Here is a 26,448-nt window from a genome sequence, read left to right as displayed (position 1 = left end):
CCCCCCCCCCAGCTAGCCATCTGTCCCCAGGGACAGGCCGCACCAACCCGACCCCCCCCAGGACAGGCCGCAACTCAACCCGATCCCCCCCCGCCCGACGTACGCTAGCGCCATGTCCCGCCCCTGCTCGCTCCTGGCCAGGCTCTCGCCCGCGCTCCTCGCCCTCGCCCTGAGCCACGCCTGCGCCGCAGCACCGCCGCTCACCGCGAGCACGCCGGCCCCCGCCGCCGCGAGCTTCACCTGGCACGAGTGGCGACCCGAGAGCTTCGCCAGCGCCGCCCGCGAGCGACGGATCTTGCTCGTGAACGTCGCCGCCAGCTGGTGTCACTGGTGTCACGTGATGGACCACCGCACCTACGCCGATCCGCAGGTCGCCGCCCTGCTGCGCGACCACTTCATGCCGATCCGCGTCGACGCCGACGCCCGCCCCGACCTCGCCGAGCGCTACGCCGAGTGGGGCTGGCCCGCCACCGCCGTGCTCACCAGCGACGCCCGCCCCGTGCTCGAGCTGCGCGGCTTCCAGGAGCCCGCCGAGTTCGCCGCCCTGCTGCGCAAGCTGGTCGCCGAGCAGGCTGCCGGCAGCCTCCAGGGCCGACGCCCGGGGCCCCGCGCCCGCACCCGCGAACACCGACCTCGTCGCCCTGCGCCGCGCCGCCTGGGCCCAGCTCGACGCCGCCTACGACCACGAGCACGGCGGCTGGGGTCGCGGCCAGAAGTACCCGCTGGCCGCGCTCGACGAGCTCGCCCTGCTGCGCGCCCGGGTCTTCGCCGCCCCCGAATGGCAGGCCCGCGCGCTCACCACGATCGCCGCGGAGATCCAGCTCATCGACCCGGTGTGGGGCGGCATGTACCAGTACTCGGTCGGCGGCGCGTGGGACCGGCCCCACTACGAGAAGATCGGCGCCATCCAGGCCGGCGCGCTCGAGTCCCTCGCCCGCGCCCACCTCCGCAGCCCCGAGCCCCGCTGGCGCAGCGCCGCCCACCGCCAGCGCAGCTACATCCTCGGCATGATGCAGCACCCGGGCGGCGGTTTCTTCACCAGCCAGGACGCCGACCTCCAGCGCCCGACGCCGAGCCCGTGCCCGGCCCCGAGTACTACGCCCGGGGCGACGCCGATCGCCGCAAACTCGGCATCCCGCGCGTCGACCCTCACCGCTACGCCGACATCAACGCCCGCACGATCTCCGCGCTGTGTCAGCTCCACGCCAGCGTCCCCGGCCCGGACGGCGGCCCCGACAACGACGCCCTCGCCGCGGCCCTGCAAGCCGGCGAGCGCCTGCTCTCGGCCCACCGCGAGCCCGGCGGCGGCTTTCGCCACGACGCCGACCTGCCCGGCCCTCTGCACCTGCGCGACCAGGCCGCCGTCGGCCGCGCCCTGCTCGCGCTGCATCGTGTCACCGGCGACGAGCGCTGGCTCGTGCACGCCCTCGACCTCGCGAGCTCATGCGCGCCCCCTCGAAGATCGCGAGCACGGCGGCTTCTTCGCCCACACCCGCGACCCGGGGCCGTCGGCGTGTTCGCCGAGCGCCGCAAGCCGATCGAGGACAACGGCATGGCCGCCCGCTTCCTGCTCGAGCTGCACCGCCAGATCGACCACCTGCCCGCCCCCTCATCCCACGCCGACGCCGCGATCAGGCCCTGCGCGCCGTGTCCGACCCGCAGGCGATCGCCGACGAGGGCCGCATGCTCGGCCAGTACGCCCTCGCCCTCGCCGAGGCGACCTTCACCCCGTCGACGTCACGATCGTCGGCCAGCCCGACGACCCGGCCCGCGCCGCCCTGCACCGCGCCGCCCTCGGCCTCGACGATCCACGCACCCTCGTCAGCGTCAGCCCGCCCGGCGCCCGCTACCCCGACATCGGCGCCGCCGCGGTCTACCTCTGCACCGACAGCGCCTGCTCCCGACCGATCAAGGACCCGGCCAGGCTCGCCGCCGCCGCCGCGAGCTTCCTCGCCACCGTCCAGTGACGCGTCAGCGCAGGTCCTCGCGGACCACACCGTCGTGCGAGCTCTGCGTGAACGCGTCGCAGTGACGCGTCAGCGCATGTCCTCGCGGACCACACCGTCGTGCGAGATCTGCTTGAGCGCGTCGACCACCCCCGCCCGCACCCCGAGCAGCGGCTGCGGCATGAAGCCGCCGACCAGCAAGGTCACCATCATCGCCACCGACGCGCGGTACTCCCAGCCGCGCAGGTCCTCGAACGATCGCAGGTCCTTGGCGTGCTGCGAGCCCGGCCCGAGGAAGGTCTGCTTGAACGCCTTGAACAGGGTGATGCCGTTGAGCGCCGTGACCACGAGCAGCACGCCCGCGGCCACCTCGTGTTGATGAAGCAGACCCTGAATCGCGAGATCTTCGGCGACGAAGGAGATCGTCCCGGGGAAGCCGACCGCGGCCGCCGAGAGCAGGAAGAAGCCCGTCGCCATCCGCGGCGCCCGACGCACCAGGCCGCCGAGCAGGCGCATGTCCGTGGTGCCCGCCCGCGCCTCGACCTCGAGCGCGATGAGCATGAGCCCGCTGACCTCGACCACCGACGACATCGCCTGCAGCAGCCCGCCGGCGACCCCCGGAGCGTTGAGCGTCGCCAGACCGGTGAGCACGAGCCCCATCTGGCTGACCCAGAAGTAGCCGATCAAGCGCCGCAGATCGTACTGTCCGATCGCCAGCAGCGCCCCGTACAGCGCCGTGATCGCGCCGATGATCACCAGCGGCGCCGACACGTCCTGGCACAGCCCGGGGAACAGCGGCATCACCACGCGCGCGAGCCCGAAGGAGCCGAGCGAGGTGAACAGCGCCGGCATCGCCGAGTAGCCCGGCGCCCGCCAGGCCGACGCCGTGAGCCACAGGTGCGCCGGAAAGATACCCATGCGCAGCAACCCAACAAACAGGAACAACCAGCCGACCAGCGGCGTGATCACGACGTTCGAGCGCGCGATCGCCAGCAGGTCCAGCGGCGCCGCCAGCCCGGCCGCCGCGCCCTGCTGCGCCATCAAGATCAGCGCCGCCAGCAGGGCCCCCGCGGTCGCCACGATCGACAGCGTCATCACCACGTGCAGCGGCCGCGAGTGGCTGCGCCGGCTGTCTTGCCAGAGCGGCATCATCGACGCGACCCAGAACAGCGACAGCAGCGCCGCGTCGAGGGCCATGAAGCTGGCCAGCAGCGTCCCCTCGATCGCCAGGATCCGCGCCGCTGTGTTGCCGCGCAGGTCGGAGCGCGGCGTCGAGATCAAGGTCGCCAACGCGACCGCGGCGGTCATCGGCAACAGCATCGCGTTGAGCCCGTCGACCGCCATGTGAAAGTGCAACGACATGAAGACCGCCCCCGACTCGACGTCGTCGCGGGCGAAGTCCTCGAGCCAGCCGTTGATCGCGAACATCGCCAGAGCGATGGCGAACACCGCCCCCGCGACGACGATCGCCACCTGACGCTGGCGCCGAGTCTCGCGGATCATGAACTGGACCACGAAGGCCGCCACCAGGGGCAGCACCCACAGCAGCGGGATCGCTACGCCAAAGAAGCCGCTCATGCCTCGACCTCTGGCCCCAGGCCCAAGTCCGGGGCCATCGTCGGCAGCGGCGCCGCCGGGCCATTCGGCGAGTGCAGCGCGAGGAAGCGACGCTCCAGCCCGTCGAGGTAGCGCGAGACGCCCATCACCGGGCGCGCGATCCAGCGGTCGAGCGCCGCCTCCCCGGCGAAGCGCTCGAGCGCCAGCCGGTACAGCGCCCGCCGTCGCAGCAGCGCGACGCCCTCCCACCGCGCCGCGGCCTCGTCCGACTCGGTGCGCCCGAGCGCGGCCTGCTGCCACAGCGCGTCCTGCAGCGCGCTCGGCGTGCGCAAGAACTGGTAGTAGCGCAGCGTCGCGTGGGCGACGAGGTGCACGGTCGCCAGCGTGTAGAAGCCGAGCCCGCAGGTCACGAACATCAGCCCGACCTGGGTCGCGGTCGCGTACGCGACCGCCGACTTGGCGTCGGCGCTGACCTGGCTGCTGAGCGCGGCCATCACCGCGGTCGTCAGGCCGATCACGATCAGCATCAGCCGCGCCACCAGCGACTGCTCGATCAGCGGCGCCGCACGGATCAGCAGGTACACCCCCGCGTGCACCGACAGGCTCCCGTAGAACACCGCGCTCGAGGCCGTCGGCCCCTCCATCGCCCGCGGCAACCAGCCGCCGACAGGGAACTGCGCCGACTTGCCCATCGCCGCGAACACCAGCGCGAGCGCCACCCCGACCGCCGCGATCCCTCCGGGATGTTCGCCCACGTGGGCGAAGGCTTCGACCCACACCGTCGTGCCCAGCCAGTGGTGCAGCCACAGTCCGCCGAACAGCAGGCCGATGTCGCAGACGCGGTAGGTGACCAGCACGCGCAGCGCCGCCTGGACCGGCCCGGCCCGCTCGTGGAAGAACGCGACCAGCAACACCGAGGTGATGCCGACAAACTCCCAGCCGATGAACAGCAGCTCGACGCTGCCGCCGAGCACCAGTAGCTGCATCCCCGCGGCGAAGAACAGGGTCAGCAGGAAGAAGCGGACGAAGCCCGCCTCGTTGTGCATGTAGGTCGCCGAGAAGCGGACCGTGGTGATCAGCATCAACGCGACGAAGACCGACATCACCGCCGACAGACCGTCGAACAACAGCACCAGCGGGAAGCTGTACTCCGCCGCCGCGTACCAGTTACCGACGCGGTAATCGACCGGCCCGCTCGTGAACCACAACAGCAGCCCGCACAGCGCGCTGGCGAAGCACAACCACATCGCCGCGCGGGTGATGCCCACGACGACGCCCTCGCTCGGGCGCCGCGGCAGCAGCAGCAAGGCGGTGATCACGATCGCCGCGATCGCGGGCCACACCGGCGCCAGCGCGAAGCCAGCCGAGAGGATGTCAGGAAGCATGCTTCACCTCGCGCAGGTTGGGCGTCACGATCCGCGCCGGCCGGACGCAGTCCATGCGCCCCACGTACCAGTCCTGCGAGCACGCGACCTCCGGCAAGTGCACCGGCCGCGGCTCATACTTGCGGAAGCCGAAGCGAGCGTCGTACGTGAACATCTCGCGGGTCTCCGGGTCGATCGCCGTCACCCGCACCCACTCGTTTAGGACCAGCTCCGCGACCGCCGCCTGGCGGGTCAGGATGCCCTGCAGCGCCGCCGGCGTCGACTCGACCACCACCTCGAGCCGCACCGGCTCGTGCAGCTCGGTCATCTGCGTCGGCAGCCCCGTACGCAGGTCGCTGGCCGCCCCGTTCATCACCCCGGCGAGGGCTGTCACGTTGTGCGGCAGCTTGCCTCGAGCCCAGCTTGCCGGGGTCGACCGACGAGCAGTAGTAGTCGAGGTTGATGCCGGCGCCGACCGGGCTGGTCGCCGCCAGCGTGCGCTCGAGGATCTTGTGCTGTGGGTCGATCGTCGGGTCGTATGAGATGAGCAGCGCCCGGCGGTCGAGGAACAGGCCGTAGCTGAGCTCGCGCCGACCGACGATGCTGCACGCGCAGGTCGCGTGGCCGAGCTCGGCGCGCGGCTGGCTGAGGTCGAGCGCCCGGCCCTCGACGTGACGCAGCGCCCGCGCCGGGGTCGGGTGCCGCGGCGCCGAGGCGAAGCGACGCGAGCGCTCGAGCGCGTTGCGCCGGCACATCTCGGCCAGGATCACATCGAGCTCCCGCAGCTCCGCCCGCGCCGCCGCAGGCAGCAGCTCCTCGTCGATCCACGTGATGCGCTCGGCGCAGGTGTCGTAGCAGCCGGCCACGAAGGTGCTGTCCGCCGGGATGACGATCCCCCGCTCGGCGAGGCGCTGACGAACGTCGGGTCGGTTGCCGATGCTGGCGAGGTAGCGGGCGTTCGGCGCCCCGCTGCGGCCACCGCAGGCCGCGCAGGAGTAGGCCGCCAGGAGCGGGTTGTTTACCGCCGAGGTGTCGTGCCCGAGCGCGACGATCAGCTTGCCGAAGCGCTTCGTGATCCCGAGGTTCTCGAGCAACGAGGCCACCCGCGCCGTCATCTCGTCGACCGAAAAACCATCCCACAGCTGCTCGTCGGCCAGCTTCTCGGCGCCGATGCGCGCCGGCGTCAACCGCGTCTTCGGCTCCGGCAGGAAGCGCCGGCGCAGCCCGGCGCTCAGCCGACCGGCGGTGCGCGGCGCGAACACCCGCAGCAGCAGCGGCACCAGCGAAAATAGCCCGCTGATGATGCTCACCAGCAGCCCCAGCCACAGCGAGCGCGAGGCCCGGCTAAACAGGGTCGTCGCCCTGCCGAGCTGCGCCAGCCGGTGCTTGCGCAGCTCGGCGAGGTTGTACTGCTGCGTCAGCGGCGTCTCGTCGATGCGGTGCTGCGGCGTGACGATGACCGGGCAGAGCGGGAAGGTCCGCGGGTCATCGATGCCCTGGTACGCGAAGGCGACGCCGAAGAAGCCAGGGCCGCCGTAGGTCTCGACCTCGGGCGAGATCTCCTCGAGATAGCGGCGCGACGACTCGAAGCGGTCGTCGAGGCACAGCAAGACCTGGAAACGCGGCGGCTGCTTCGGCATGGCCACCGAGCGCAGGTTGGCCGCGATCGCGTCGAGCAGCTCGCACCGGTAATGGCGCTCGTAGGCCTCGTGCCACAGGCGCATGCGCGTCATGTCATCGTGGCGGTCGAGGCAGGCGATCACCGCGTCGATCGCCCCGCGGGTCGCGTCGCGGATCGTGGGCGCCGACACGCCGGTGTACTGCGCGAGCAGGAACAGCGGCCACGCAGTGTCATGCGGGCCACGGACCGCCGGCGGGGCGATCCGCGGCTGACCCCGGCAGAAGTCGCGGATCGCCGCGGCGGGCCCGCGATGGCCGAGGCGCCGGGCGATGTCCCTCAACGCGAACAGGTCGAGCGTCAGCCGCACCGCGAGGAAGTCGATCAGCTCGATCTTCGCGGCTGAGCGCCCGATCGGGCCCGGTGCGCTCTCGAGGCGGTAGAACATCCCGGCCCAACCCGGCAGCTGCAGCAGCGTGCGCTCGACATAGGCCTCCACCTCGTCCGGCGCCACCCCGAGCTCCTCCAGCACCTCGAGCACCACGTCCTCCGCCGTGACACCTCGCGCCTGCCACCCACGCATCCGCCTGCCGATGCCCGCGAGCCAGCTCGGCCGGATCGAGACGCCCGCGAGCGTGACCCGCAACCACGCCTGCAAGAACCCGTCACCCCGGTCTGGCATCGACCAGTGGGACTGCCCGCGGTCAAGAAAGGCCGCGCACAGCGGGATCAGCAGCGCGTGCACCGGATCGTTGGCGTCCTCATCGCTGCAGGCCCGCAACAGCTCGCGGTGGGTCCACAGCACCCGCGAACCGATCACCGGCATCCCGTCGTAGTGGGCGCAGGCATCGACGCACGCGGTCCACAGCGCCCGCACGGCCACCGCCTCGCGCCGTTCGGCGAAGGCCTCGACACGCAGCCGATCGCCAAACAGCGCCGTCAGCTCCCCCATCGGCGTGCGAAACGGCGGGCACCCGACCACCAAGCGCGCCAGCGCCTCCCCGCCGCTCCGCGTCGGGCCGGCCAGGTAGTGGGCCAGCTGGGGCCGCAACCAGTCCTCGGTGCTCATCACGATCGCCGTGCGCGCCGCGTCCGGCACCCCGACCGCGAAGTCGGTGGTCGCCGCCTTCTCCACCACTTGCCAGTGCAGGTCGGCCGGCGTCTCGGCGCCGATCGTGTGCCGCGTCGCGGTTCGCCCGACCGTCCGCGCCGACGGGAAATTCACCGCGATCGGGGCATCCGACAGCGGCTCGTCGGCAAACACCGCGTCGAGGTCCTCATCCGTGATGCGACCGCGTGCGAATGCCTCCTGGTAGCGCTCCTCCGGCCAATAGCCGCGAACGCCCAACTTTCGCCGGGCCTCGACCATCGCCCGATGAAACGGCAGGTGCTGGAACGCGACCAGCAGGTTGTTGTGCACGAACACCTCGAGCGGTGCCTGGACGGGGAGCCAGTGGGCAGCCTGTTCCAGCGCCGCCCGAAGACGTCCTCGGGGACCTTGCGTGGGGTCGGGAGTAGACATGCGCCGGTGCAAGAGCTTAGTCAGCTCGCCTGCCGGGGCTTCAGGCCCGCGGAACAATGATAAGTGAAGTTACACACACGATTCATATGGCGCCCTATAAGTCTCGCATCTCAAGTGTCCTGCTACACATGTCCGGTCACGAAAATCTTGCTATTTGTAATACGTATTACGATTTATTGTATCAGTGGCGCATGTCGCTTCTCGCGTGCACCCAGGGAGAGTAACGTGGCCATGGTTTTCTGGCCGCGATGTCCCGCTTGTACACGGCGTTCCGTCCGCTCTTGGCCGCGTTGCCGGCCCTCGGCGTGCTGCTGTGGTTGCTGTCACCGGCGTTGAGCGAGACCCATTCGGAGCGGCTTGGCTGTGCCAGCGAGGCTCAGGTCTCGCGTGGCTCACCGCCTGCCCCAACACCCGCGCGTCTGCTCGAGAGCCAGGCGGCCGAACTCCTCGACACCAGCGAGGACCTCGAGGACGACTGCGAGACCGACGACCGCGCAACCGCTGCGGAGATCTCCCCGCTCCGTGGCGCTGTGCACCGCTGCGCGTGGCCTCGCGAGACTGGACCACGGCATCAAAGGCTCCGTGCCTGCTGTATCCGCGGCCCTCCTCGCGCGCTGCGCTCTTGAGCCGAACACACGCGAGATGTCGCGGTGGACCTGTCCTAAAGGACATCTGCTGTCGCTCGGGTCGCCGCATCGGCATCCCGATCGAAAGCTTGCGTGCCGCGATCGGCCCGGCTTCCGCGCCGCGCGGGCGCCTGACCCGCCGCGCCGCGCCGCTTTTGTCTTTGCGTCGGTCGATCGCTTGCGGTTACTTGGTTTCGTCGTCGTGATTGACGGGTGGAGCGCCTGGCGGGACGTGGATCGCCGGGCTGTTCCGCGTGGAGGACCAAGATGCTGCTGTTCGTCGCAACCCTCGCCCTGCTCGTCGGGGCCTTCCTCGCGCTCGTCCTGCGCGGCAACCCGCTGCGGGCCGGACTCGCCGTCACCTCGCAGGTGATCGCCACGGCGCTCGTGCTCGCCGGAGGCGCTGCCGATCCTGTTCGGCGCTCCGCCGGCCGAGCTGCTGCTGCACTGGCCGGCGCCGCTCGGCGACGTGCGCCTGCAGATCGAGGCGCTCGACGCCTTCTTCCTCTGCTTCTCGCTGCCGATGACCCTGCTCGGCTCGATCTACGCGCTCGGCTACCTGAAGCCCTACATGGCCAGCAAGCGCCACGTCGGCGCCCACTTCAGCCTGCTCAACCTGACCTCGCTGTCGTTCATCATCATCTACACCGTCGAGAACTCGCTGGCCTTCCTGCTCGGCTGGGAGCTGGCCGCCCTCGCCGCCTGGCTGCTCGTCATCTGGGACTACGAGAACCAGAAGATCCGCTTCGCCGGCTTCAACTACCTGGTCTCGACCACATGAGCTTCCTGCTCCTGGTCGCCGCCTTCGTCATCGGCACCGGCGCCAGCCAGACCCACGACCTCTCGATGATGGCGAACTTCCTCGCCCAGGACACCTTCCAGCGCGACGTCACCTTCATCGTCCTGATGACCTCCTTCGGCCTCAAGTCGGCCTTCTTCCCGTTCCACACCTGGCTCCCGCGGGCCCACTCCGCCGCCCCCGCCCACGTCTCCGCGCTGATGTCCGGCGTCATCCACAAGGCCGGCCTGTTCGGGATGATCAAGTTCACCGGCATGCTCGACCACCCGCCCGCGTGGATGGGCTGGTACGTCGTCGGCTTCTCCGCCCTCTCCGCCGTGATGGGCGTCCTCTACACGGTCTCGCAGCGCGACATCAAGCGCATGCTCGGCTACTCCTCCACCGAGAACGTCGGCATCGCCGGCATCGGCCTCGGCCTCGCCTACCTCGGCCTGACCTGGCAGCGCCCCCTGCTGGTCGTCCTCGGCCTCACCGGCTGCCTGCTCCACATCCTGAACCACGCGATCTTCAAGTGCCTGCTGTTCTACGCCGCCGGCGCCATCTACCGCGCGACCCACACCATCGACCTCGAGCGCCTCGGCGGCCTGCGCCGCGTCATGCCCTGACCGCCCTGTTCTTCCTGGTCGGCAGCCTCGCGATCTCCGCCCTCCCGCCCTTCAACGGCTTCGTCAGCGAGTTCATCATCTACAGCGGCCTGGTCAGCGAGCAGGTCCCGACCGCCCTCGACCGCGGCCTTGCTCGCCGTCATGACCCTGCTCGCCTTCGTCGGCGCCGTCTCGGCCCTCGCCATCACCCGCGCGTTCGGCATCGCCTTCCTCGGCGTCCCCCGTGACCCCCGCCTGCGTCGCCCACGAGGAGGCCGCCGCGCCCATGCGCTTCACCATGGGCGTCCACCTGCTCGGCATCCTCGCCGTCGCCGCCGTCCCGCTCGGCGCCATCGGCCTCGCCCGCGTCCCCGTCGCTGACCTCCTGCGCGCCCAGGGCCTGGCCGCCCCGGCCCCGCTGCTCGCCGCCCCGGCCCAGGCCTTCGCCCCGGTCGCGTGGATGTGCGGCGGCCTGCTGCTCGCGCTGGTCCTCGTCGGCCTGCTGCGCCGCGCGATCAACCGCGAGAGCGAGGCCCACGTCACCTGGGGCTGCGGCTACACCGCCGCGACCCCGCGCATGCAGTACACCGGCGCCTCCTTCGCCTCGCAGTTCGGCAACACCTTCGAGGGCGTGCTGCAGTACTTCAGCGCTTCAAGCTGCCGCAGGGCTTCTTCCCCGAGCGCGCCAGCATCGGCACCCACAACGTCGACGGCGTCGAGGAACCGCATGTTCCACGTGCTCGGCACCGCGGCCCAGACCGTCACCCGCCTGTCCGAGCGCCTGCCCGAGACCACCCCCCACTCCTTCGCCGCCGGCTTCATCACCCTCGTGCTGATGGTCGCCTTCCTGATCGCCGGAGGTAGCCTGTGACCACCGTCCAACTCGCCCTCGCCGGGGCCCAGCTGCTCGCGCTGCTGCTGCCGATCGTCATGCTCGGCCTCGTCAACCGCGTCAAGTCGATCTGGGCCGGACGCCGCGGCCCGCGGGTGCTCCAGCCCTACCACGACATGCGCCGCCTGCTGCGCAAGCGCCCGGTCTACAGCAACGTCAGCAGCGAGGTCTTCCGCCTCGGGCCCGTCGTCGCCGTCGCCACCGGCCTCGTCGCCGGCATGCTGTCCCCGATGCTCGGCCCGGCCTCGCCGCTCGCCTTCGCCGGCGACTTCGTCGCCTTCGCCTACGTCCTCGCGCTCGGCCGCGTCTTCCTCTGCTCGCCGCCCTCGACGTCGGCAGCGCCTTCGAGGGCATGGGCGCCGCCCGCGAGGCCACCTACGGCGCGGTGATCGAGCCGGCCCTGTTCCTCGTGTTCGGCACCCTGCTGCTGGCCACCGGCGGGGCCAGCTTCGCCGCGCTGCTCTCGTGGGGCGACCTCGGCCCCTTCGCGCTCGGCATCAAGGCGCTGTGCTTCGTCGCCCTCATGATCCTCCTGCAGATCGAGGCCGCGCGGATCCCCGTCGACGACCCCATGACCCACTTAGAGCTCACCATGATCCACGAGGTCGCGATCCTCGACCACGCGGCCCCGACCTGGCCATGCTGCAGTACGCCGCCGGCCTCAAGATCACGATCTGCGCCGGCCTCCTCGCCACCCTGCTAAACCCCATCTCCTGGGCCGCGCAGCCCCACCTGGCCGCCGGCGTCGCGCTCGGCCTCACCCTCGCCGTCGCCGTCCTCGTCGGCACCATCGAGTCCCTGATCGCCCGCCTGCGCATGCGCACTTTGCCCGCCTACGCCGGCGTCGCCGTGCTCGCCAGCGCCATCGCGCTGGTCCTCGTCACCCTGCGCACCGAGGCTCGCTGTGATGGTCCTGCTCGTCGCGATCCTCATCGCGGTCATCGCCCCGCTGTTCGCCCGCACCTGGCGCGTCATGTTCCGCATGCTCGGCCTCCAGGGCCTCCTGCTGGCGATCATCGCCTACCAGAACCTCGGCCAGCACGGCGACGATATCGCCGTCTGGGTCCTCATCGCCGACCTGGTCGTCCTGCGCGGCCTGTTCGTGCCCTACTTCCTGCACCGCATGGTCGCCGGCCGCGTGCGCTCCTCGGAGCTCGAGCTGGTCCCGAGCAACCTGGTGTTCTGGGGCATCGCCGTGTTCATCGTCATCACCGCGCTGTGGTTCGGCTTCAAGATCCCGCCAGTCGACACCCTGCCCTCGCTGCACCTCGGCGTCGCCCTCACCGCCGTGCTGCTCGGGCTCTACGTGCTCACCTCCAGACCCGGCCGATCGGCCAGGTCATCGGCGCCGTCACCATCGAGAACGGCGTGGTCCTGCTCCGAGCTCCTCCTCAAGCACCACGTCGCCCTCCCGGTCGAGCTCGCCCTCACCGGCGTCTTCCTGATGTCGATCATCGCCTTCGGCGGCGTGCTGCTCCGCCGCCTCGAGACGGCCGAGGCCAACGAGGCCAACGAGGCCAACGCGCCCAACGCGGCCAACGCCCAGCTCCCCGCGGAGGACGTATGAACCCGATCCTGCTCACCGCCCTGCTGCCGGCCGCCGCCGCCCAGCTCCCCGCGGAGGACGTATGAACCCGATCCTGCTCACCGCCCTGCTGCCGGCCGCCGGCGCTGCTGATGCTCCTGCCCCCGCTCCGCCGGGTCGCCCTCCAACTGCTCCTGCTGATCGCGGTCGCGACCTTCGGCGTCAGCATCGGCCTCACCGTCGTCACGCCGGCGACCGCCGTCATCTACTTCGGCCTCGGCTTCGGCGAGAACTACTTCGTCTTCGACGCCACCGCCCAGCTGTTCACCAGCCTGATCAACCTGGTCTTCCTCGGCGTCGCCGCCTACATGCTGACCCACGCGCGCCCCGACGGGCACCGCGGCTTCGGCCACCGCTTCGCCGGCTACGCCCTCGGCTTCATGGCTGCCGCCAACCTCGCGGTGCTGTCGAACCACCTCCTCATGGCCTGGGCCTTCGTCGAGGCGACCACCTCTTCGCCGTCCCGCTGATCGCCCACGACCGCACCGGCGAGGCCTGGCGCGCCTCCTGGCGCTACCTGCTGCTCTCGACCGTCGGCCTCTCCCTCACCTTCCTCGGCTTCGTCTGCCTCGAGCGCGCAGCGTCGAGATCACCAGCCAGCACGAGGGCCTGTCCTTCTTCCTCGACCAGTTCGACCTCGCCAGCCGCGACTCGCAGAACTTCGCCCACAAGCTCGGCATCCTGCTGATCCTGTTCGGCTACGGCACCAAGCTCGGCCTGGCGCCGATGTACAGCTGGCTGCCCGACACCTACGACACCGCCCGCCCGCCGGTCACCACCTGCTCGCCGCGGTCCAGTTCAACATCGCTTCGTCGCCCTGTTCCGGTCCTCAGACCTTCGGCGCCAGCGACCAGGAGCCATCCGCGGCGTCCTCACCGCGATGGGCCTTGCCTCGATGGTCGTCTCCGCGATCAACATCGTCGCCACCCGCAACTATAAGCGCATCATCGCCTTCGCCTCGATCAACCACGCCGGCGCGATCGCCCCGGCCCGGGCGTCGGCGGCAGCGCCATCTACGGCGCCCTCCTCTACGCCGTCAGCAACGCCCTGATCAAGGCTCGCCTGTTCCTCACCGCCGGCGAGATCGAGGAGCACTTCGGCACCAAGCGCACCGATGGGGTCGACGGCCTCTCACCGAGATGCCCTTCTCCGGCATCTTCCTGATGTTCGGCACCTTCGCCCTCCTCGGCTTCGCCCCCTTCGGCAGCTTCGTCGGCGAGCTGGTGATGATGGGCGGCATGATCGAGGCCGGCCAGACCATCCTGTTCTCGGCCCTGTGCCTGATCCTCCTCATCGTCTTCGTCGCCACCGGCCGCAGCATGTTCCCCATGATCTGGGCCACCCACCCCCGCGCCCACGACCGCCACCGCGAGTCCGTCGTCGACCTCGCGCCCAAGGCCCTGTTCCTGCTGCTGCTGTTCACCCTCGGCATCTACATGCCGACGCCCCTCAACGACCTGCTGCGCCAGGTCGCTCACAGCCTCGGAGGCCTGCCATGACGACCCGCAGTCGACCACCTCCTCGCCTCGCGTCGGCGTTGTCCGCCCACAGCCCCGGAGGCCTGCCATGACGACCCGAAGCCCCACCGCGCTCGCCCGCGTCGCCGAGCTGCCGACCCTGCCCGCCGACGACTTCACCCGCGAGCTGTGGCACCGCGTCACCGCCGGCGCCCAGCTCATCACCTACTACGCCCGCCCCGGCGACGAGGGCCAGCGAGCTGGTCCTGACCGCCGCGCTGCTCGGCCCGGACGGCCTGCAGCTGCTGCGCGGCGCGGCCCACCGCGACCACCCGCTGTTCGCCATCACCCGCAACCTGCCCGCCTTCCACGTGTTCGAGCGCGAGATCCACGAGCAGCACGGCATCGGCTTCAAGCGCCACCCCTGGCTCAAGCCGGTCCGCTTCGAGGGCAAGAACCTCGGGCGCATGAACGACTACGCGTTTTTCCACATCGAGGGCAAGGAGGTCCACGAGGTCAACGTCGGCCCGATCCACGCCGGCGTGATCGAGCCCGGCGCGTTCCGCTTCAGCTGCCACGGCGAGGTCGTCTACCACCTCGAGATCCACAACGGCTACCAGCACCGCGGCGTCGAGCGCCTGCTGCTCGAGCGCCCGCTCGCCCACCTGCCCGCGCTGGTCGAGCGCATCGCCGGCGACTCCTCGATCGCCTACGCCTGGGCCCACGCCAGCGCGATCGAGGCGCTCGCCGGCGTCACCGTCGACCCCACCGTCGAGCAGAACCGCGCCGTCGGCCTCGAGCTGGAGCGCATCGCCATGCACCTGGTCGGCCTCTCCGGCCTGACGACAGACATCGGCTTCCTGCAGGGCTCCTCCACCTACGGCCGCATCCGCACCGCCGCGATCAACGCGTCGATGCGGGTCTGCGGCAGCCGCTTCGGCCGCGACTGGCTGCGCCCGGCGGCGGCGTGCGCCGATCACCCCGGCCCTCGTCGACGACCTGCAGAAGGTCCTAACGCAACTGTCCCGCGAGATCGGCGAGTGCAACGCCCTCAGCTGCGAGTCCAAGACCGTCCAGCACCGCTTCAAGACCACCGGCGTCGTCACCCGCGAGCAGGCCGCCGGCATCGGCCTGGTCGGCATGCACGCGCGCGCCTGCGGCATCGACATGGACATGCGCTGCCTGCTGCCCGGCGCCGCCTTCTCGGCCCGTCCCGTGCGCAGCGTGGTCGAGCCCACCGGCGACTGCTGGGCCCGCTTCGTCCTCCGCATCCGCGAGATCGACGAGTCCGTGCGCTGGCTGCAGGAGCTGCTCGCCAGCAACACCGACCCTCACCCGCACCCGCGTCCTGATCGGCCCGCTCGCGCCCGACTCGCTCGCCCTCGCGGTGGTCGAGGGCTGGCGCGGCCCGATCGTCCACGCGATCGAGACCGACGCCGCCGGCCGCCTGCGCCACTACAAGGTCCAGGACCCGTCGCTGCAGAACTGGTTCGGCCTGGCCCTCGCGGTCCGCAACAACGAGATCTCCGACTTCCCGATCTGCAACAAGAGCTTCGACCTGTCGTACGCCGGCACCGACCTCTGAGAGGACCCATGCTGCACTCCATCCGCGTCCGCCGGTCCCAGGGCTGGCAGTTCATCCCCGACGTGCGAGCCGCGAGCCCGAAGGGCTTTCGTGGCCTCCCCGCACGTCGCCGAGGCCCCTGCCGCGAGGGCTGCTCGGCCTGCCGCGACCTCTGCCCGACCAGCGCCATCGCCCTCGATCCCTTCCGCCTCGACCTCGGCCTCTGCGTGTTCTGTGGCGAGTGCGCCGACGTCTGCCCCGACAAGAAGCTCTCGTTCAGCAACGACTTCAAGATGGCCAGCACCTCGCGCGAGACCCTCGTCCGCCGCGACGGCGACCGCGCCCTCACCCCCCTCCTCGCCTCCGCCACCTTCAAGAAGCTGTTCGGCCGCTCGCTCAAGCTGCGCCAGGTCTCCGCCGGCGGCTGCAACGGCTGCGAGCTCGAGCTCAACGCCAGCGCCAACGTCAACTTCGACATGGGCCGCTGGGGCATCGACTGGGTCGCCTCACCGCGCCACGCCGACGGCCTCGTCCTCTCCGGACCGATCACCGCCAACATGGCCGAGGCCCTCCGCCTCGCCTGGGACGGCATGCCCGCCCCCAAGCTCGTCATCGCCGCCGGCTCCTGCGCCATCAGCGGCGCGCCCTACCAGGACGCCTACGCCGTCGATCGCAGCTTCCTCGGCGAGTTCACCCCCCAGCTCTACATCCCCGGCTGCCCGCCCCACCCGCTGACCTTCGTCAACGGCCTCCTCGACCTGCTCGGCGTCGGCCGCTGACCCACGACGAAGGCCTTGCGTCGCCCCGACATGCGGAGCAGCGCGGGCTCGTCAGCTGTCCCTCGGACAGCCTCGATACACACGACGAAGGCCGCGTCGCCCGACGAGCAACGCGGCTTCGACCCGTCCCTCGGGACAGGGTTACTCAGGCCTTGGCGGCCGGCTTCCCAGCGGGCTTGGCGGCGGGCTTCCCAGCGGGCTTCCCGGCCGGCTTCACCTTCTTGCTCAGGCTCTGCACGCTGTCGAGCAGGCGCGGCAACGACAGCTTGTTGAGCGAGGCGACGAAGTCCTTGTCCTTGGCCTCGCCCTTGAGCTCCGCGAGCTTAGCGACCAGCGCCTCGCGCCCGCCGAGGCTCTTGATCTTCTCGCCGACCTGCGCGAGGCGCAGGAGCTTGGCGTTGGCGACGTACTTCAGGCGCTTGCTGAAGGCCTCGCGGGACTCGCCGTCGCCGGGAGTGAGCAGGTCGATGACCTTGGCGATGAGCTGCTCCTTGGAGCCGAACAGCTTCTTGACGTTCTGAAGGGGAGAGGGCTTGGACATGGGGTTCACCTCGATGGTCGCCGCCACCAGGCAGCTACAAGGGAAAAAACAACGCGGCCCGATCCACCTGGATCGGGCCGCCGTTGTCTACGAGATCCGCGGAGACATCGCAAGCCCCCGCAAACCCCTGGCTCGCGGCAGGGCTCACGGAGCCGGCGCGGGCGCCGGCTCGGCCGGAGCAGCCGACGGCGGCGGAGCCACCGGCTCGACCGGCATCGGCGGGGGCGCGTCGTCCATGCCGCCACCACCCATGCCGCCACCGAAACCACCGAGGAGGGCGCCAGCCTTCTCCTTCAGGGTCTTGATGTCGTCGTTGGTCAGCGAGGCCTCGAGCGTGATCTGGTTGTCCTTGGTGTCGATCTTGATCGTCTCGACGGCCTTCGCCGGGAGACCGACCATCGCCGCGCCGATCTTGGCGCCGGGCATCGCCTCGTCCGCCTTCTTCTTCAGCTCCTTGGCCTGGTCGGCCGAGGCCAGACCGACCGCGAGCTTGATCGCAATGCCGTCACTCAGGTCGAGCGAGCCCGACATGTCCTTCGGCTCGGCGCCGACGCTCTTGGCCCCACCCGCCAGCTCCGCGGGCACCAGACCGGCGGCCCAGATGTGCTTGCTCTGGTCGGCGCGCGCGAACAGGTCCTTGTTGGGACCGTCGATGGCGGGCTTGCCCTTGCCGTCGATCAGGTCCTTCACCGCGCCGGTCCACGCCGCGCTGGCGAACACCAGGGTCGTGCCGTCGACGATGTAACCAGTGCCCTTGTCGCCCTCCATCTTGAGGATCTTCTTGCCGCCGTCGTCGGCGATCGTGAAGGGCACCTTGCCGCCGTTCTTCTCCTTGCCCTTCTCGGCGATGCAGTTGAGGTTCGCCTCGACGCCGAGACCCTCACCCTTGAGCACGGCGACCACGTTGGCCTTGCCGTCGGTGCCGATGAGGATCGAGCTGAGCGCCTTCTCGGGGTCGAGATTGCAGGCCTTCGCGGCGTCCGCCATCTCCTTGTACTCCGACTGCTTCTCGAACTCGGCCTTGTTGTCGGTGTAGAGCTTGGTCTTCATCAGACCGCCCACATCGATGCCGACCATGATCGTGGCCTGCTCGGGGATCAGTTTGCCGCTGGTGCCCGTCGCGCCACCACCGGGGCATGCAGTGAGGCCGACAAGGCCGAAGAGCGCCGTTGCGGCGATGGACACAGAGATCGTTCGCTTCATATCGGGGGCCCTTGTACCCCCCGAAATTGGCCGCCGCAACAAAAAAACCGGGGGCGCAGCGCGCCAAAGGCGTGCCTTTTCGCCGGTTCAGCCGCACTGATCCATGGTACTCCGAGGCTCCGCACACGCCGCCCTGGACCGCTGCTGCGGCTCGATTTGAGCGGCGCCTCGCCCTCCCCCTCGGAGATCCGCCATGGCTTGGAAGCAGTTCCAGTTCAAGGACCAAACAGTGTTCGTACGGGTGCTCGCCACCGGCAAGCCGATCGTACACCGAGGCCGCGTGGAGATGCGCTACCGCCTGGGCGCCACCAAGTCTTATCGCGCCGCCCCCGACAACCTGATCGAGACGGACAGCGAGATCCTCCCGGACGAGGACTTCGGCGGCGCACCAGCCCCGGCAGTATCGAGCCAGGCCGTCCGTGAGGACCCCATCAAGGCGGTCGGCCCGACGACCATCATCATCCACACCGACGGCGCCTGCAGCGGCAACCCGGGCCCCGCCGGCATCGGCGTGTTCTTCGAGCGCCCCGACGGCGAGATCCTCGAGCACTCCGAGTTCATCGGCGAGGGCACCAACAACATCGCCGAGCTGACGGCGATCCTCCGCGCGCTCGAGATGCTGAAGCCCGAGGAGCAGGCCGCCCACGTGCTGATCTACACCGACAGCGCGTGGAGCCTCGGCGTCCTGGTCGGCGGCTGGAAGGCCAAGGCCAACCTCGAGCTCATCACCGCGATCAAGGAGCGCATGGTGACCACGCCGGACGTCGAGCTGCTCAAGGTCCGCGGCCACGCCGGCCACAGCGGCAACGAGGAGGCCGACGCCCTCGCGACCATGGCGGTGCGCCGCGAGAGCACGACGACGCGAACGCGCCGCCGAGCGAAGCCCCCATCCCCCGCGCCGTGAGCCGCCGCCGGCCAGTGCACTACGACGCGAACGCGCCGCCGATCGAGGTCCCCGTCCCCCGCGCCGTGAGCAGCCGCCGCAGGCGATCCAGGCGCAGCTGCAGCGGCACCCGCAGCTCGGGCTGACGCTTGCGCAACACCGCGTCGTAGCCGTCGCTGTCAGGGTCGGCGAGGTCGATGCCGTGCAGCTCGAGGTGCAGGTACGGCCGCGTCTCGGCCTCCCGCAGCAGCAGCGCCCGCCCGCCGATCACGAAGGTGCCGACCATCGGCAGCCGCAGCACCGTCGACACGCTCACCGGCACCTCCCACAGCCCGCACTCGGGCATGAAGTGCGGCCGCGTCGGCCCGATGAAGCTCCGCCAGCCCCGCGCCAGCGACCGCGAGCGCTCGCCCCTCACCGCCATCCACCCGAGCACCGCCAGCTTGCCCGCGTAGTAGCTCGGCGACGGCAGCAGCGAGGCGTCGTAGCGGTAGCCGAGCGCCGCGACCTGCTGCAGCAGCGCGGCGTCGTGCGTGTAGCCCGGCGCACGAAAGCCCAGCGGCCGCGCCCCGAGCCCGCGCAGCAGCACGTCGCAGCGCCGCAGGTCGTCGTAGATCGCGGCCGGCGTCCACGTGACCATGTCGTAGGCGTGGGCGAAGCTGTGGTTGGCGAGCTCGTGCCCGGCCGCCAGCGCCTTGCGCAGCAGCGCCGCCCCGCGCCCGCCGGTCGCCAGGTCGCGCTGCAAGTCGCGGCCGATCACGAAGAAGGTGGCCCGCACCCCGAGCTCCTCGAACAGCTCGAGGAAGCGCGGCAAGCAGCGCTCGAGCACCACCCCCGCGCTCGCCGACGCCGGCGCAGGCAGGCCGTGGATCGCGTGGTAGCAGGCGACGTCGTCGAGGTCGACGCTGACGATCGTGCTCTGCGCGCTCACGCGTCCTCCCGTCGACCGACCCCGAGGTGGATCGCCGCCATCAAACGCCCGAGGTTGTGCAGCACCTTTGGCACCCGCCGCAGCAGCCGCACCGAGGGCGCCCGCTTCTCGGCCAGCTCGACCGGAATCTCGCGCACCCGCACCCCCTCACGCTCGGCCCGGATCACCAGCTCCGAGGCGAACACGTCGTGACCGACGATGCAACGCCCGACCACCGGCAGCAGCGCGGCCCGGCGAAACGCCTTGAGCCCGTGCGTGTCGGTGCCGTGGAAGCCGAGCGTGACCCGCAGCAGCCCGTTGTAGATCCGCGTCGCCGCCCGCCGCCCGAGCGGCCGCCGGTCGTGGGCCCCGGGCATCGCCTTGCTGCCGATCACGAGCTCGGCCTCGCCAGATCGCAGCAGCTCCAGCGCGCGCCGATGAAAGTCCAGGTCGCAGAGGTCGATCTCCTCGCACAGCACGTACTCGCCGCGTGCCCCCTCGATGCCCTCCCGCAGCGCCGCGCCGTAGTTGGGCCGCGCGCACGAGAAGGTGCGCACCCGCGGGTGCGCCGCGGCCAGCTCGGCCGCGATCTCCCGCGTACGGTCGCGGCTGCCGTTCTCCGCGATCACGATCTCGTGGCGCACGAGCCCCGCCGCGTCGAGCCCACGCGACAGCTCGAGCACGCTGCTCGCGAGGATCGCCTCCTCGTTGTAGACCGGGATGATCACCGAGATCTCGGGCGCGATATCGGTCATACGGACCTGTCCTTTGCGACCTGTCCCGAGGCGCTGGTCATGGCCCAGGCCGCGGCTTCCCGGCCCTGGATCACGCTGTCCTCCATCGAGTTGTAGACCCACGCCCCGTAGCGCCCGCAGCTGCGGATCCCGACCTGCTCGAGCCAGGCGAAGATCGTGCGCGTGGCCGCGGCGTGGGCGTCGTCGAACACCACGTAGGCATACTCGATCTCCCGCACCGCCGTGAACAGCACGTCGTCGACCGCAGCCAGCGCGCCGACCTCGACGAGCCCCTGCAGTACCGCCGCCAGATCGATCGCCCCCTCGCGCGCGCTGAGCTCGACGTACAGGCTGCTGCAGCCCGGCGGCGCCATGCTGGCGACCGCGTTCGAGTAGACCCCGACGCGAAAGAACGGGTAACGCAGCTCCGGCACGTAGACCCAGTGGTAGTCGGCCGGCACGGGCCTGCGCGTGGCGACGTCGAGGTAGCGCCAGCCGACCCAGCGCAGCGCCGCCGCCGCCTCGCGCACCGCCGCCGGCACCCCGACGATCCGGCGGATGAGCTCGGGCAGCGGCATCGTCGAGACCAGCGCCGCGTAGCTGCGCCAGTCGGCCTCGGCCGTCAGCTTGACCCGCCGCTGCCCGGGGTCGATCGCCTCGACGTCGCTGCCGAGCAGCACCTGGGCGCTGGCCGGCAGCGCCGCCGCCAGGCGCCGCGGCAGCGCGTCGATGCCCCCAGCCCGCGGGTACAGGAAGTTGGCATTGTACCCGAGCCCCTCCTGCGCCAGCCCGATCGCCCCGCCGATCACCTGGGCCGCGTCAGGGATCGGGATGTAGCGTGACACCCACTCGGCCGTCAGCCGGTTCGGGTGCATGCCCCACAGCTTGGTGTTGTACGGCACGAAGAAGTGGCGGGCGATCCCCCGACCGAAGCGGGCCTCGGCGAAGGCCTCGAAGCTCGGCTCGGGCTGCTCGCCCCGCGCCGCCCGCTCGCGGGCCTCCACGAAGCCCACCAGGCACTCCTGCACGACCGGCAGCGGCAAGCCGAACAGGTTGGCCTGGAACGGGTACGGCAGCAGCGCCCCGTGCGTGTACACCCGCGTGCGCCGCTCGACGCTCACCAGCTCGCCCGGGGCGAACAACCCCTCCACCAGCGCCCGGGTCTGCGGCTCACGCAGGTGCAGCCAGTGGCCCGTGACGTCGAAGGTGAAGCCGTCCTGCCGCACGCTGCGGGCGTGCCCGCCGACCTGGGGGCCCCGCTCCACGAGCAGCGTCGGGCGGCGCATGTGGTAGGCCGCGGACAGCCCGGTGAGGCCAGCGCCGAGGACCACGACCGGAGGCGAAGGGTCGACCATCGGCCCCGAGTTTTACCAGGCTCCGGGCGATGGACAGCTGGATCTCCGACATGCACACTCACGGGGCCCATGGAGCTGCAGAGCCTCGGAACGTTTCGCTTGGTCCGGCCTCTGGCCACCCGCAGCACGAGCTTCCGCCTGTACCTGGCGCGCCACGAGGACGACCCGGAGCACGGCGCCCCCTCGTACGTGGTCAAGCTGCTGCTGCCCAGCCGCAGCCCGGACCACGCCCACCTCGCCGCGCAGTTCGACCACGAGATCAAGCTGCTGCAGGCCTTCAACCACCCGGGGATCCCCTCCGTCCACGGCGACGGCGAGAAGGACGGCGTGCGCTACCTCGTCATGGACTACGTCGACGGCTGCGACCTCGCGGCCCTGCTCGGCCACGACGACGGCACCCCCCGCGCCATCTCCCGCGAGCTCGCCGTGTTCATCATGGGCCAGCTCGCCGACGCCCTCCACCACATCCACACCTTCGAGATCCTCGACGACGCCAGCAACAAGTTCGTCGAGCTCGGCGTGGTCCACCGCGACGTGTGCCCCAGCAACGTCCTGCTGTCGCGCCAGGGCAGCGTCCTGCTCGCGGACTACAACTCGGCCTCGTCGACCTGGCTGCCGCGCCCGCACGACATGTCCCAGGCCGGCACCAAGGCCTACATGGCCCCCGAGCGCATCGTCGGCACCGCCCCGGCCTCGGTCCAGTCCGACCTGTTCGGCATGGCCGTGATGCTGTGGGAGATGCTCAAGGGCCAGCGCTGCTTCAAGGCCGACGACGACCTCAAGACGATGGACGCGATCGTCAAGTTCGACATCTCGCACAGCTCGCGCCGCCTCACGGGCCTGTCCGCCAAGCTCAGCGACATCGTCCGCAAGAACCTCGACCGCGACCCCGCCCGCCGCTACAGCGCCGCCTACCAGATGCTCCAGCGCCTGGCCCAGACCCCGGAGGCCGCCGCCGCTGAGCGCGCCCAGGCCGAGCTCGCCGCGCTCGTCCGCGAGGTCAGCCACGGCCGCAACCCCGGGGCCAATCCTGCGCCCCCCCCCACGGCCGCCGCGACGCCGATCCCGCCCGCAGCCGCGACCGCCACGCCCGCCACGCGCGGCCGCTGAGGGCCCCGTGACGGCCACGGCCGAGCCACCGTCACCTGTCCCGCCACCTGTCCCTGGGGACAGCCACGCCAAACCTGTCCCCCAGGACAGCCACCTGTCCCAGGACAGCCCCCCCACCTGTCCCCCGGCCCCCCCCCTCCCCAGGACAGCCCACGCCATGGGCCCGCCTGCGCGCCGAGGCGCCGCTGCTGCTGCCGCTCGCGCTCGCGGTGTTCTGCACCTACGCCTACTTCATCGGCCCGCCCGCGTGGAACCAGAACTCACGCCTCGCCCTGACCCGCGCGCTGGTCGAGCGCGGCAGCACGATCATCGACCCCGACCACGCCACCACCGGCGACAAGAGCTACCGCGACGGCCACTTCTACAGCGACAAGGCCCCCGGCGCCTCGCTGCTCGCCCTCCCGGCCTACACCCTCTACTACGCCGCCACCCGCCTCGGCGGCGGCGAGCTGCCCAGCGTCCGCGTCATCCCGCTCGACCCCGCGGCCGAGCTCGCCGGCCAGCAACCCGACCCCGACGCCCGCCAACCCGGTGACCGCCTCATCTACAACCAGGCCCACCGCACCGCCCTCTACCTCTGCCGCCTGCTCAGCACCTCCCTGCTGGCCCTCGCCGGCCTCGCCGCGCTCTACCTGCTCGCCCGCCGCCAGCTCGCCCCGGGGCCCGCCGCCGCGCTCACGCTGCTCTACGGCCTCGCCAGCCCCGCCTTCGTCTACAGCACCGCCTTCTACGGCCACCAGCCCTGCGCCGACCTGCTGCTGCTCGCGCTGGCCTGCATCCTCCTGTCCCGAGGGACAGCCCAGGCCGGCCTCGCCGCCGGCGCCTGCCTCGGCCTCGCGGTCGTCTGCGAGTACCCGGCGGCCGTGCCCGCGGCGATCGTCACCGGCTTCGCCCTGCTCCACCACGGCCCCCGCTTCGCCGCCTGCACCGTCGCCGGCGGCCTCCCGGGCGCGGCCCTGCTGGCCCTCTACCACCTCGCCGCCTTCGGCCACCCGCTGCGGACCGGCTACGACTTCGTCTACCTCGCCGAATTCGCCGAGGGCATGCGCGTCAACTACGGCATCCACACGCCCGACCTCGCGGTGCTGCAGGAGCTCCTGTTCGGCCGCTTCCGCGGCCTGTTCTACCTCGCCCCGGTGCTGCTCCTCGCCGCCTGGGGCCTGCTCGTCCAGGCGATCTCACCTGGCCGACAGGACATGTCTGAAAGAACCTGGCCCACGCGCCAGGTCGCCGGCCTCGCGCTGCTCGTGATCGGCTTCTACCTCGCGCTAAACAGCGGCTATTACATGTGGGACGGCGGCGCCGCGCTCGGCCCGCGCCACTGCGTGCCGATGTTGCCCTTCCTCGCGCTCGGCCTGGTGCCCGCGCTGCGCCTGGTCCCCGGCGCCGTCGCGGTGCTCGGCGCCGTCTCGGCCGCGCAGATGCTCGCCGCCGCCGCCGCCGCGCCCGAGGCCCCGCAGTACGGCGACCCGCTGTGGGGCCACGCCTGGCCGCTGCTGTTCGCGGGTCAGCCCGGCTACGGCGGCGCGACCAACCTCGGCCGCCTGCTCGGCCTGCCCGGCGCGCTCAGCCTCGTGCCCTTGCTGGCCCTGTGGTGGTGGACCTGGCAGCAGCTCCGGCCGCAGCGCAAGCACTGGCGCAGCTGAAACGCGACGCCGCCCTACACCAGCAGCGTCCACGCCACGCGCACCAGCACCGTCGTCACCACCAGCGCGAGCGCGGCGCGGATGAGCAGGCCCGGCAGAGCCGGCGCGCCCCGCATACCCTCGCGATACGCAGTGGCCTGGGCCCGGCGCAGCGACTGCCACGAACCACTCGGGCTGTAGTCGGGCGCGGTGCGCTGCAGCCCGGAGCTCGAGCTGTGGGCCGCGAAGGCGGCGCGCGAGACCTCGGTCTGCGACATCGACGACGAGTCCTCGGGCGAGCGCGCGAGCGGCTCGTGCTCGACCGTGCCGCCCCACGACAGCGGGTCGCGTGGCAGCGGCGAGGCGCGCAGCGACGCCGCCTCGGCCGCCTCGAGCGCCGCGAGCAGGGCCCGCGCGCTGGCGTGGCGCTGCCCCGGTTCATGGGCCAGGGCCTTGAGCACGACCGCCTCGAACTCCGGCGAGATCTCGAGCGTGGGGATCGCCCGACGCATCGGGAACGGCGCCGGAGCCTCGCTCATCGCACCGTTCGCGGCGGCCACATTGCCAGCCTTGTTGCCGGTCGCATTGCCGGCCGCATTGCCGGCCACCGCGCCGCTGCCGTCGCCGGCCGCGTACAGGCGCGCCGCCGGGTACGGCATCTTGTTGGTCAGCAGGCGGTACATCAGCACGCCGAGCGCGTAGATGTCGACGCGATGGTCGTAGCTGCCGCCGCTCAGCAGCTCGCCGGCCATGTAACCCGGGGTGCCGAGGCGTGGGCCCGACTTGCGGCGACCACCCGATGCATCCTCGCTGTCCGCGGGGACCGGGTCCGGCGTGACGCGACCGGTGCGCTTGCAGGCGAAGCTCGCGACCCCGAAGTCGAGCACCTTGATGAAGTCGGCCGTGTCACCGCGGAGGATGCGGAAGCAGTTGGCCGGCTTGATGTCACAGTGGACGATGTTCTGGTCGTGCGCCGCGATCAGGGCGCGACAGATCTGCTTGCCGATCGCCAGGACCCGGGTCCAGCGCAGCGGGCCGTCCTGCTCGAGCGTGACCGCGAGGTCCTCGCCCTCGAGCTGCTCCATCACCAAGTAGGCCAGGGGCTCACCGGCGACCTCGTCGCGGCCATAATCCGTGACGTCGATGATGTGCTCGTGACGCAGCTGCGACGCCGCACGAGCCTCCTGCAGGAAGCGCCGCGCCGTGTCCTCGCAGCGGGCCTGCGTCAGCACCTTGACCGCCACCCGCTTGCCGATCTCGACGTGCTCGGCCTCGTAGATGGTGGCCATGCCACCCTGCCCGAGCTGGCGCAGGAGCCGGTAGCGGGCGCCCAGCACCCGCCCTGTCAGATCCATCGCCCGGGAGCCGCCACGGCCGCGCCGCGCAGAGCGGAGCGCGGGGGCGTCGGCGTCTCGAGCGTGGGCCTGGGGGACCGGCATGGGGAATTGCGGGGGCGCTGGCCGAATGGCCAGACGACGGCGGGGGGGCGCCTTGCATCCACAATAACTTCAATGCGCCGCGGCAATCAACGCTCATCTGCCACGAGACAGCGACTTGCGACTGATTTTTATGTAGTCGCAATTACCATACGTTCACCGAAGTTCACTCGGGATCGCAGGCTCTCCCACCTCGCGGCCGCGAGTTATCCACAGCTTTCTCGCATGGGATCCACTGTCACGGAGCCGAGTCCACAGCTGGGGATCCACAACCGGCCCGCAGCCGTGGATCGACCTGGATCCAGGACGCGTTCGACGTGCAGGCCGACGCCAATGGAGATCCCCCACGGCCCGCTGG

22 protein-coding genes and 5 pseudogenes are annotated in these 26,448 nt (G+C 71.1%); 15 read left to right on the top strand and 12 right to left on the bottom strand.

Annotated elements, in window-relative coordinates; genetic code table 11:
- Window positions 1–112 precede the first annotated feature (112 nt).
- Window positions 113–2,032, top strand: coding sequence for a DUF255 domain-containing protein (locus tag IPJ59_RS34615; RefSeq protein ID WP_293275526.1), 1,920 nt, complete (start codon window positions 113–115; stop codon window positions 2,030–2,032).
- Between the two features lie 4 nt (window positions 2,033–2,036).
- Here the strand turns inward: IPJ59_RS34615 and IPJ59_RS34610 are convergent, their stop codons facing one another.
- The 5 genes and pseudogenes from IPJ59_RS34610 to IPJ59_RS34595 all read right to left on the bottom strand — a co-directional run.
- The gene (locus IPJ59_RS34610; RefSeq protein WP_293275525.1) at window positions 2,037–3,524 is read right to left on the bottom strand and encodes a proton-conducting transporter transmembrane domain-containing protein; all 1,488 of its coding nucleotides are present in this window, start codon (window positions 3,522–3,524) and stop codon (window positions 2,037–2,039) included.
- Window positions 3,521–4,888 carry a proton-conducting transporter transmembrane domain-containing protein gene (locus IPJ59_RS34605; RefSeq protein WP_293275524.1) on the bottom strand — a complete coding sequence of 456 codons (1,368 nt, stop codon included), beginning with the start codon at window positions 4,886–4,888 and terminating at the stop codon, window positions 3,521–3,523. Before IPJ59_RS34605 ends, IPJ59_RS34610 begins: the two co-directional genes overlap by 4 nt.
- Window positions 4,878–5,042 carry a hypothetical protein gene (locus IPJ59_RS34600; RefSeq protein ID WP_293275523.1) on the bottom strand — a complete coding sequence of 55 codons (165 nt, stop codon included), beginning with the start codon at window positions 5,040–5,042 and terminating at the stop codon, window positions 4,878–4,880. Before IPJ59_RS34600 ends, IPJ59_RS34605 begins: the two co-directional genes overlap by 11 nt.
- A gap of 93 nt (window positions 5,043–5,135) precedes the next feature.
- Window positions 5,136–5,240 (bottom strand): annotated as a pseudogene (locus tag IPJ59_RS38510) (putative inorganic carbon transporter subunit DabA); the annotation flags it as partial.
- Between the two features lie 52 nt (window positions 5,241–5,292).
- Window positions 5,293–8,007, bottom strand: a pseudogene (locus IPJ59_RS34595) (putative inorganic carbon transporter subunit DabA); the annotation flags it as partial.
- A 1,095-nt stretch (window positions 8,008–9,102) separates the two neighbouring features.
- Between IPJ59_RS34595 and IPJ59_RS34590 the strand changes: the two are divergent.
- The 7 genes and pseudogenes from IPJ59_RS34590 to IPJ59_RS38505 all read left to right on the top strand — a co-directional run.
- Complete coding sequence (locus IPJ59_RS34590) at window positions 9,103–9,414, top strand: hypothetical protein (protein WP_293275521.1); 312 nt, start codon at window positions 9,103–9,105, stop codon at window positions 9,412–9,414.
- Entirely contained in the window at window positions 9,411–10,037 is a 627-nt protein-coding gene (locus IPJ59_RS34585; protein WP_293275520.1) for a proton-conducting transporter transmembrane domain-containing protein, read from the top strand. Before IPJ59_RS34590 ends, IPJ59_RS34585 begins: the two co-directional genes overlap by 4 nt.
- A gap of 223 nt (window positions 10,038–10,260) precedes the next feature.
- Window positions 10,261–10,887 (top strand): hypothetical protein, encoded by a 627-nt coding sequence (locus tag IPJ59_RS34580; protein ID WP_293275519.1) that lies wholly within the window; start codon window positions 10,261–10,263, stop codon window positions 10,885–10,887.
- Window positions 10,888–10,946: 59 nt separating this feature from the next.
- Window positions 10,947–11,611, top strand: a pseudogene (locus IPJ59_RS38775) (respiratory chain complex I subunit 1 family protein).
- Between the two features lie 204 nt (window positions 11,612–11,815).
- Complete coding sequence (locus IPJ59_RS34565) at window positions 11,816–12,475, top strand: hypothetical protein (RefSeq protein WP_293275516.1); 660 nt, start codon at window positions 11,816–11,818, stop codon at window positions 12,473–12,475.
- A gap of 110 nt (window positions 12,476–12,585) precedes the next feature.
- The gene (locus tag IPJ59_RS34560; RefSeq protein ID WP_293275515.1) at window positions 12,586–12,963 is read left to right on the top strand and encodes a hypothetical protein; all 378 of its coding nucleotides are present in this window, start codon (window positions 12,586–12,588) and stop codon (window positions 12,961–12,963) included.
- 347 nt (window positions 12,964–13,310) lie between these two features.
- Window positions 13,311–13,415 (top strand): annotated as a pseudogene (locus IPJ59_RS38505) (hypothetical protein); the annotation flags it as partial.
- A gap of 11 nt (window positions 13,416–13,426) precedes the next feature.
- Here IPJ59_RS38505 and IPJ59_RS34555 read toward each other — a convergent pair.
- A complete protein-coding gene (locus IPJ59_RS34555) occupies window positions 13,427–13,588 on the bottom strand; it encodes a hypothetical protein (protein ID WP_293275514.1) in 162 nt (53 codons plus the stop codon).
- 44 nt (window positions 13,589–13,632) lie between these two features.
- Between IPJ59_RS34555 and IPJ59_RS34550 the strand changes: the two genes are divergently transcribed.
- From IPJ59_RS34550 to IPJ59_RS34535, 4 genes and pseudogenes are all read left to right on the top strand, one after another.
- On the top strand, window positions 13,633–13,992 hold the full coding sequence (locus IPJ59_RS34550) for a hypothetical protein (protein ID WP_293275513.1): 360 nt from the start codon (window positions 13,633–13,635) through the stop codon (window positions 13,990–13,992).
- Between the two features lie 933 nt (window positions 13,993–14,925).
- Window positions 14,926–15,210 (top strand): annotated as a pseudogene (locus tag IPJ59_RS38500) (NADH-quinone oxidoreductase subunit D-related protein); the annotation flags it as partial.
- Between the two features lie 127 nt (window positions 15,211–15,337).
- Window positions 15,338–15,535, top strand: coding sequence for a hypothetical protein (locus IPJ59_RS34540; protein ID WP_293275511.1), 198 nt, complete (start codon window positions 15,338–15,340; stop codon window positions 15,533–15,535).
- 8 nt (window positions 15,536–15,543) lie between these two features.
- The gene (locus IPJ59_RS34535) at window positions 15,544–16,293 is read left to right on the top strand and encodes an NADH-quinone oxidoreductase subunit B family protein (RefSeq protein WP_293275510.1); all 750 of its coding nucleotides are present in this window, start codon (window positions 15,544–15,546) and stop codon (window positions 16,291–16,293) included.
- 145 nt (window positions 16,294–16,438) lie between these two features.
- On the opposite strand, the gene IPJ59_RS34530 is transcribed toward IPJ59_RS34535, so the two are convergent.
- Together IPJ59_RS34530 and IPJ59_RS34525 are read right to left on the bottom strand one after the other, a co-directional pair.
- A complete protein-coding gene (locus IPJ59_RS34530) occupies window positions 16,439–16,834 on the bottom strand; it encodes a hypothetical protein (protein WP_293275509.1) in 396 nt (131 codons plus the stop codon).
- A gap of 144 nt (window positions 16,835–16,978) precedes the next feature.
- The gene (locus IPJ59_RS34525) at window positions 16,979–18,019 is read right to left on the bottom strand and encodes a hypothetical protein (protein WP_293246748.1); all 1,041 of its coding nucleotides are present in this window, start codon (window positions 18,017–18,019) and stop codon (window positions 16,979–16,981) included.
- Between the two features lie 211 nt (window positions 18,020–18,230).
- On the opposite strand from IPJ59_RS34525, the gene IPJ59_RS34520 reads away from it, so the two are divergent.
- On the top strand, window positions 18,231–18,941 hold the full coding sequence (locus IPJ59_RS34520) for a ribonuclease HI (RefSeq protein ID WP_293275508.1): 711 nt from the start codon (window positions 18,231–18,233) through the stop codon (window positions 18,939–18,941).
- A 19-nt stretch (window positions 18,942–18,960) separates the two neighbouring features.
- Here IPJ59_RS34520 and IPJ59_RS34515 read toward each other — a convergent pair whose 3' ends face one another.
- Genes IPJ59_RS34515 through IPJ59_RS34505 form a run of 3 tightly spaced genes read right to left on the bottom strand, consistent with a single transcriptional unit; the run spans window position 18,961 to window position 21,919 of the window.
- Entirely contained in the window at window positions 18,961–19,851 is an 891-nt protein-coding gene (locus IPJ59_RS34515; protein WP_293246742.1) for a polysaccharide deacetylase family protein, read from the bottom strand.
- Window positions 19,848–20,576 (bottom strand): glycosyltransferase family 2 protein, encoded by a 729-nt coding sequence (locus tag IPJ59_RS34510; RefSeq protein WP_366524760.1) that lies wholly within the window; start codon window positions 20,574–20,576, stop codon window positions 19,848–19,850. The genes IPJ59_RS34515 and IPJ59_RS34510 overlap by 4 nt, the downstream gene beginning before the upstream one ends.
- Window positions 20,577–20,581: 5 nt before the next feature.
- Window positions 20,582–21,919, bottom strand: coding sequence for a protoporphyrinogen/coproporphyrinogen oxidase (locus IPJ59_RS34505; protein WP_293275506.1), 1,338 nt, complete (start codon window positions 21,917–21,919; stop codon window positions 20,582–20,584).
- 69 nt (window positions 21,920–21,988) lie between these two features.
- On the opposite strand from IPJ59_RS34505, the gene IPJ59_RS34500 reads away from it, so the two are divergent.
- Together IPJ59_RS34500 and IPJ59_RS34495 are read left to right on the top strand one after the other, a co-directional pair.
- A complete protein-coding gene (locus IPJ59_RS34500) occupies window positions 21,989–23,029 on the top strand; it encodes a serine/threonine protein kinase (protein ID WP_293275505.1) in 1,041 nt (346 codons plus the stop codon).
- Between the two features lie 209 nt (window positions 23,030–23,238).
- On the top strand, window positions 23,239–24,675 hold the full coding sequence (locus tag IPJ59_RS34495; RefSeq protein WP_293275504.1) for a hypothetical protein: 1,437 nt from the start codon (window positions 23,239–23,241) through the stop codon (window positions 24,673–24,675).
- A gap of 14 nt (window positions 24,676–24,689) precedes the next feature.
- On the opposite strand, the gene IPJ59_RS34490 is transcribed toward IPJ59_RS34495, so the two are convergent.
- Window positions 24,690–26,009, bottom strand: a complete 1,320-nt coding sequence (locus IPJ59_RS34490; RefSeq protein WP_293275503.1) for a serine/threonine-protein kinase — start codon at window positions 26,007–26,009, stop codon at window positions 24,690–24,692.
- Window positions 26,010–26,448: the final 439 nt, after the last annotated feature.

The sequence above is a fragment of the Nannocystis sp. genome (assembly GCF_016714285.1).
Classification (GTDB): Bacteria; Myxococcota_A; Polyangia; order Nannocystales; family Nannocystaceae; genus Nannocystis.
The sequence above is the reverse complement of the archived record's forward strand: the minus strand, read 5'-3'. Positions and strand labels throughout refer to the sequence as shown.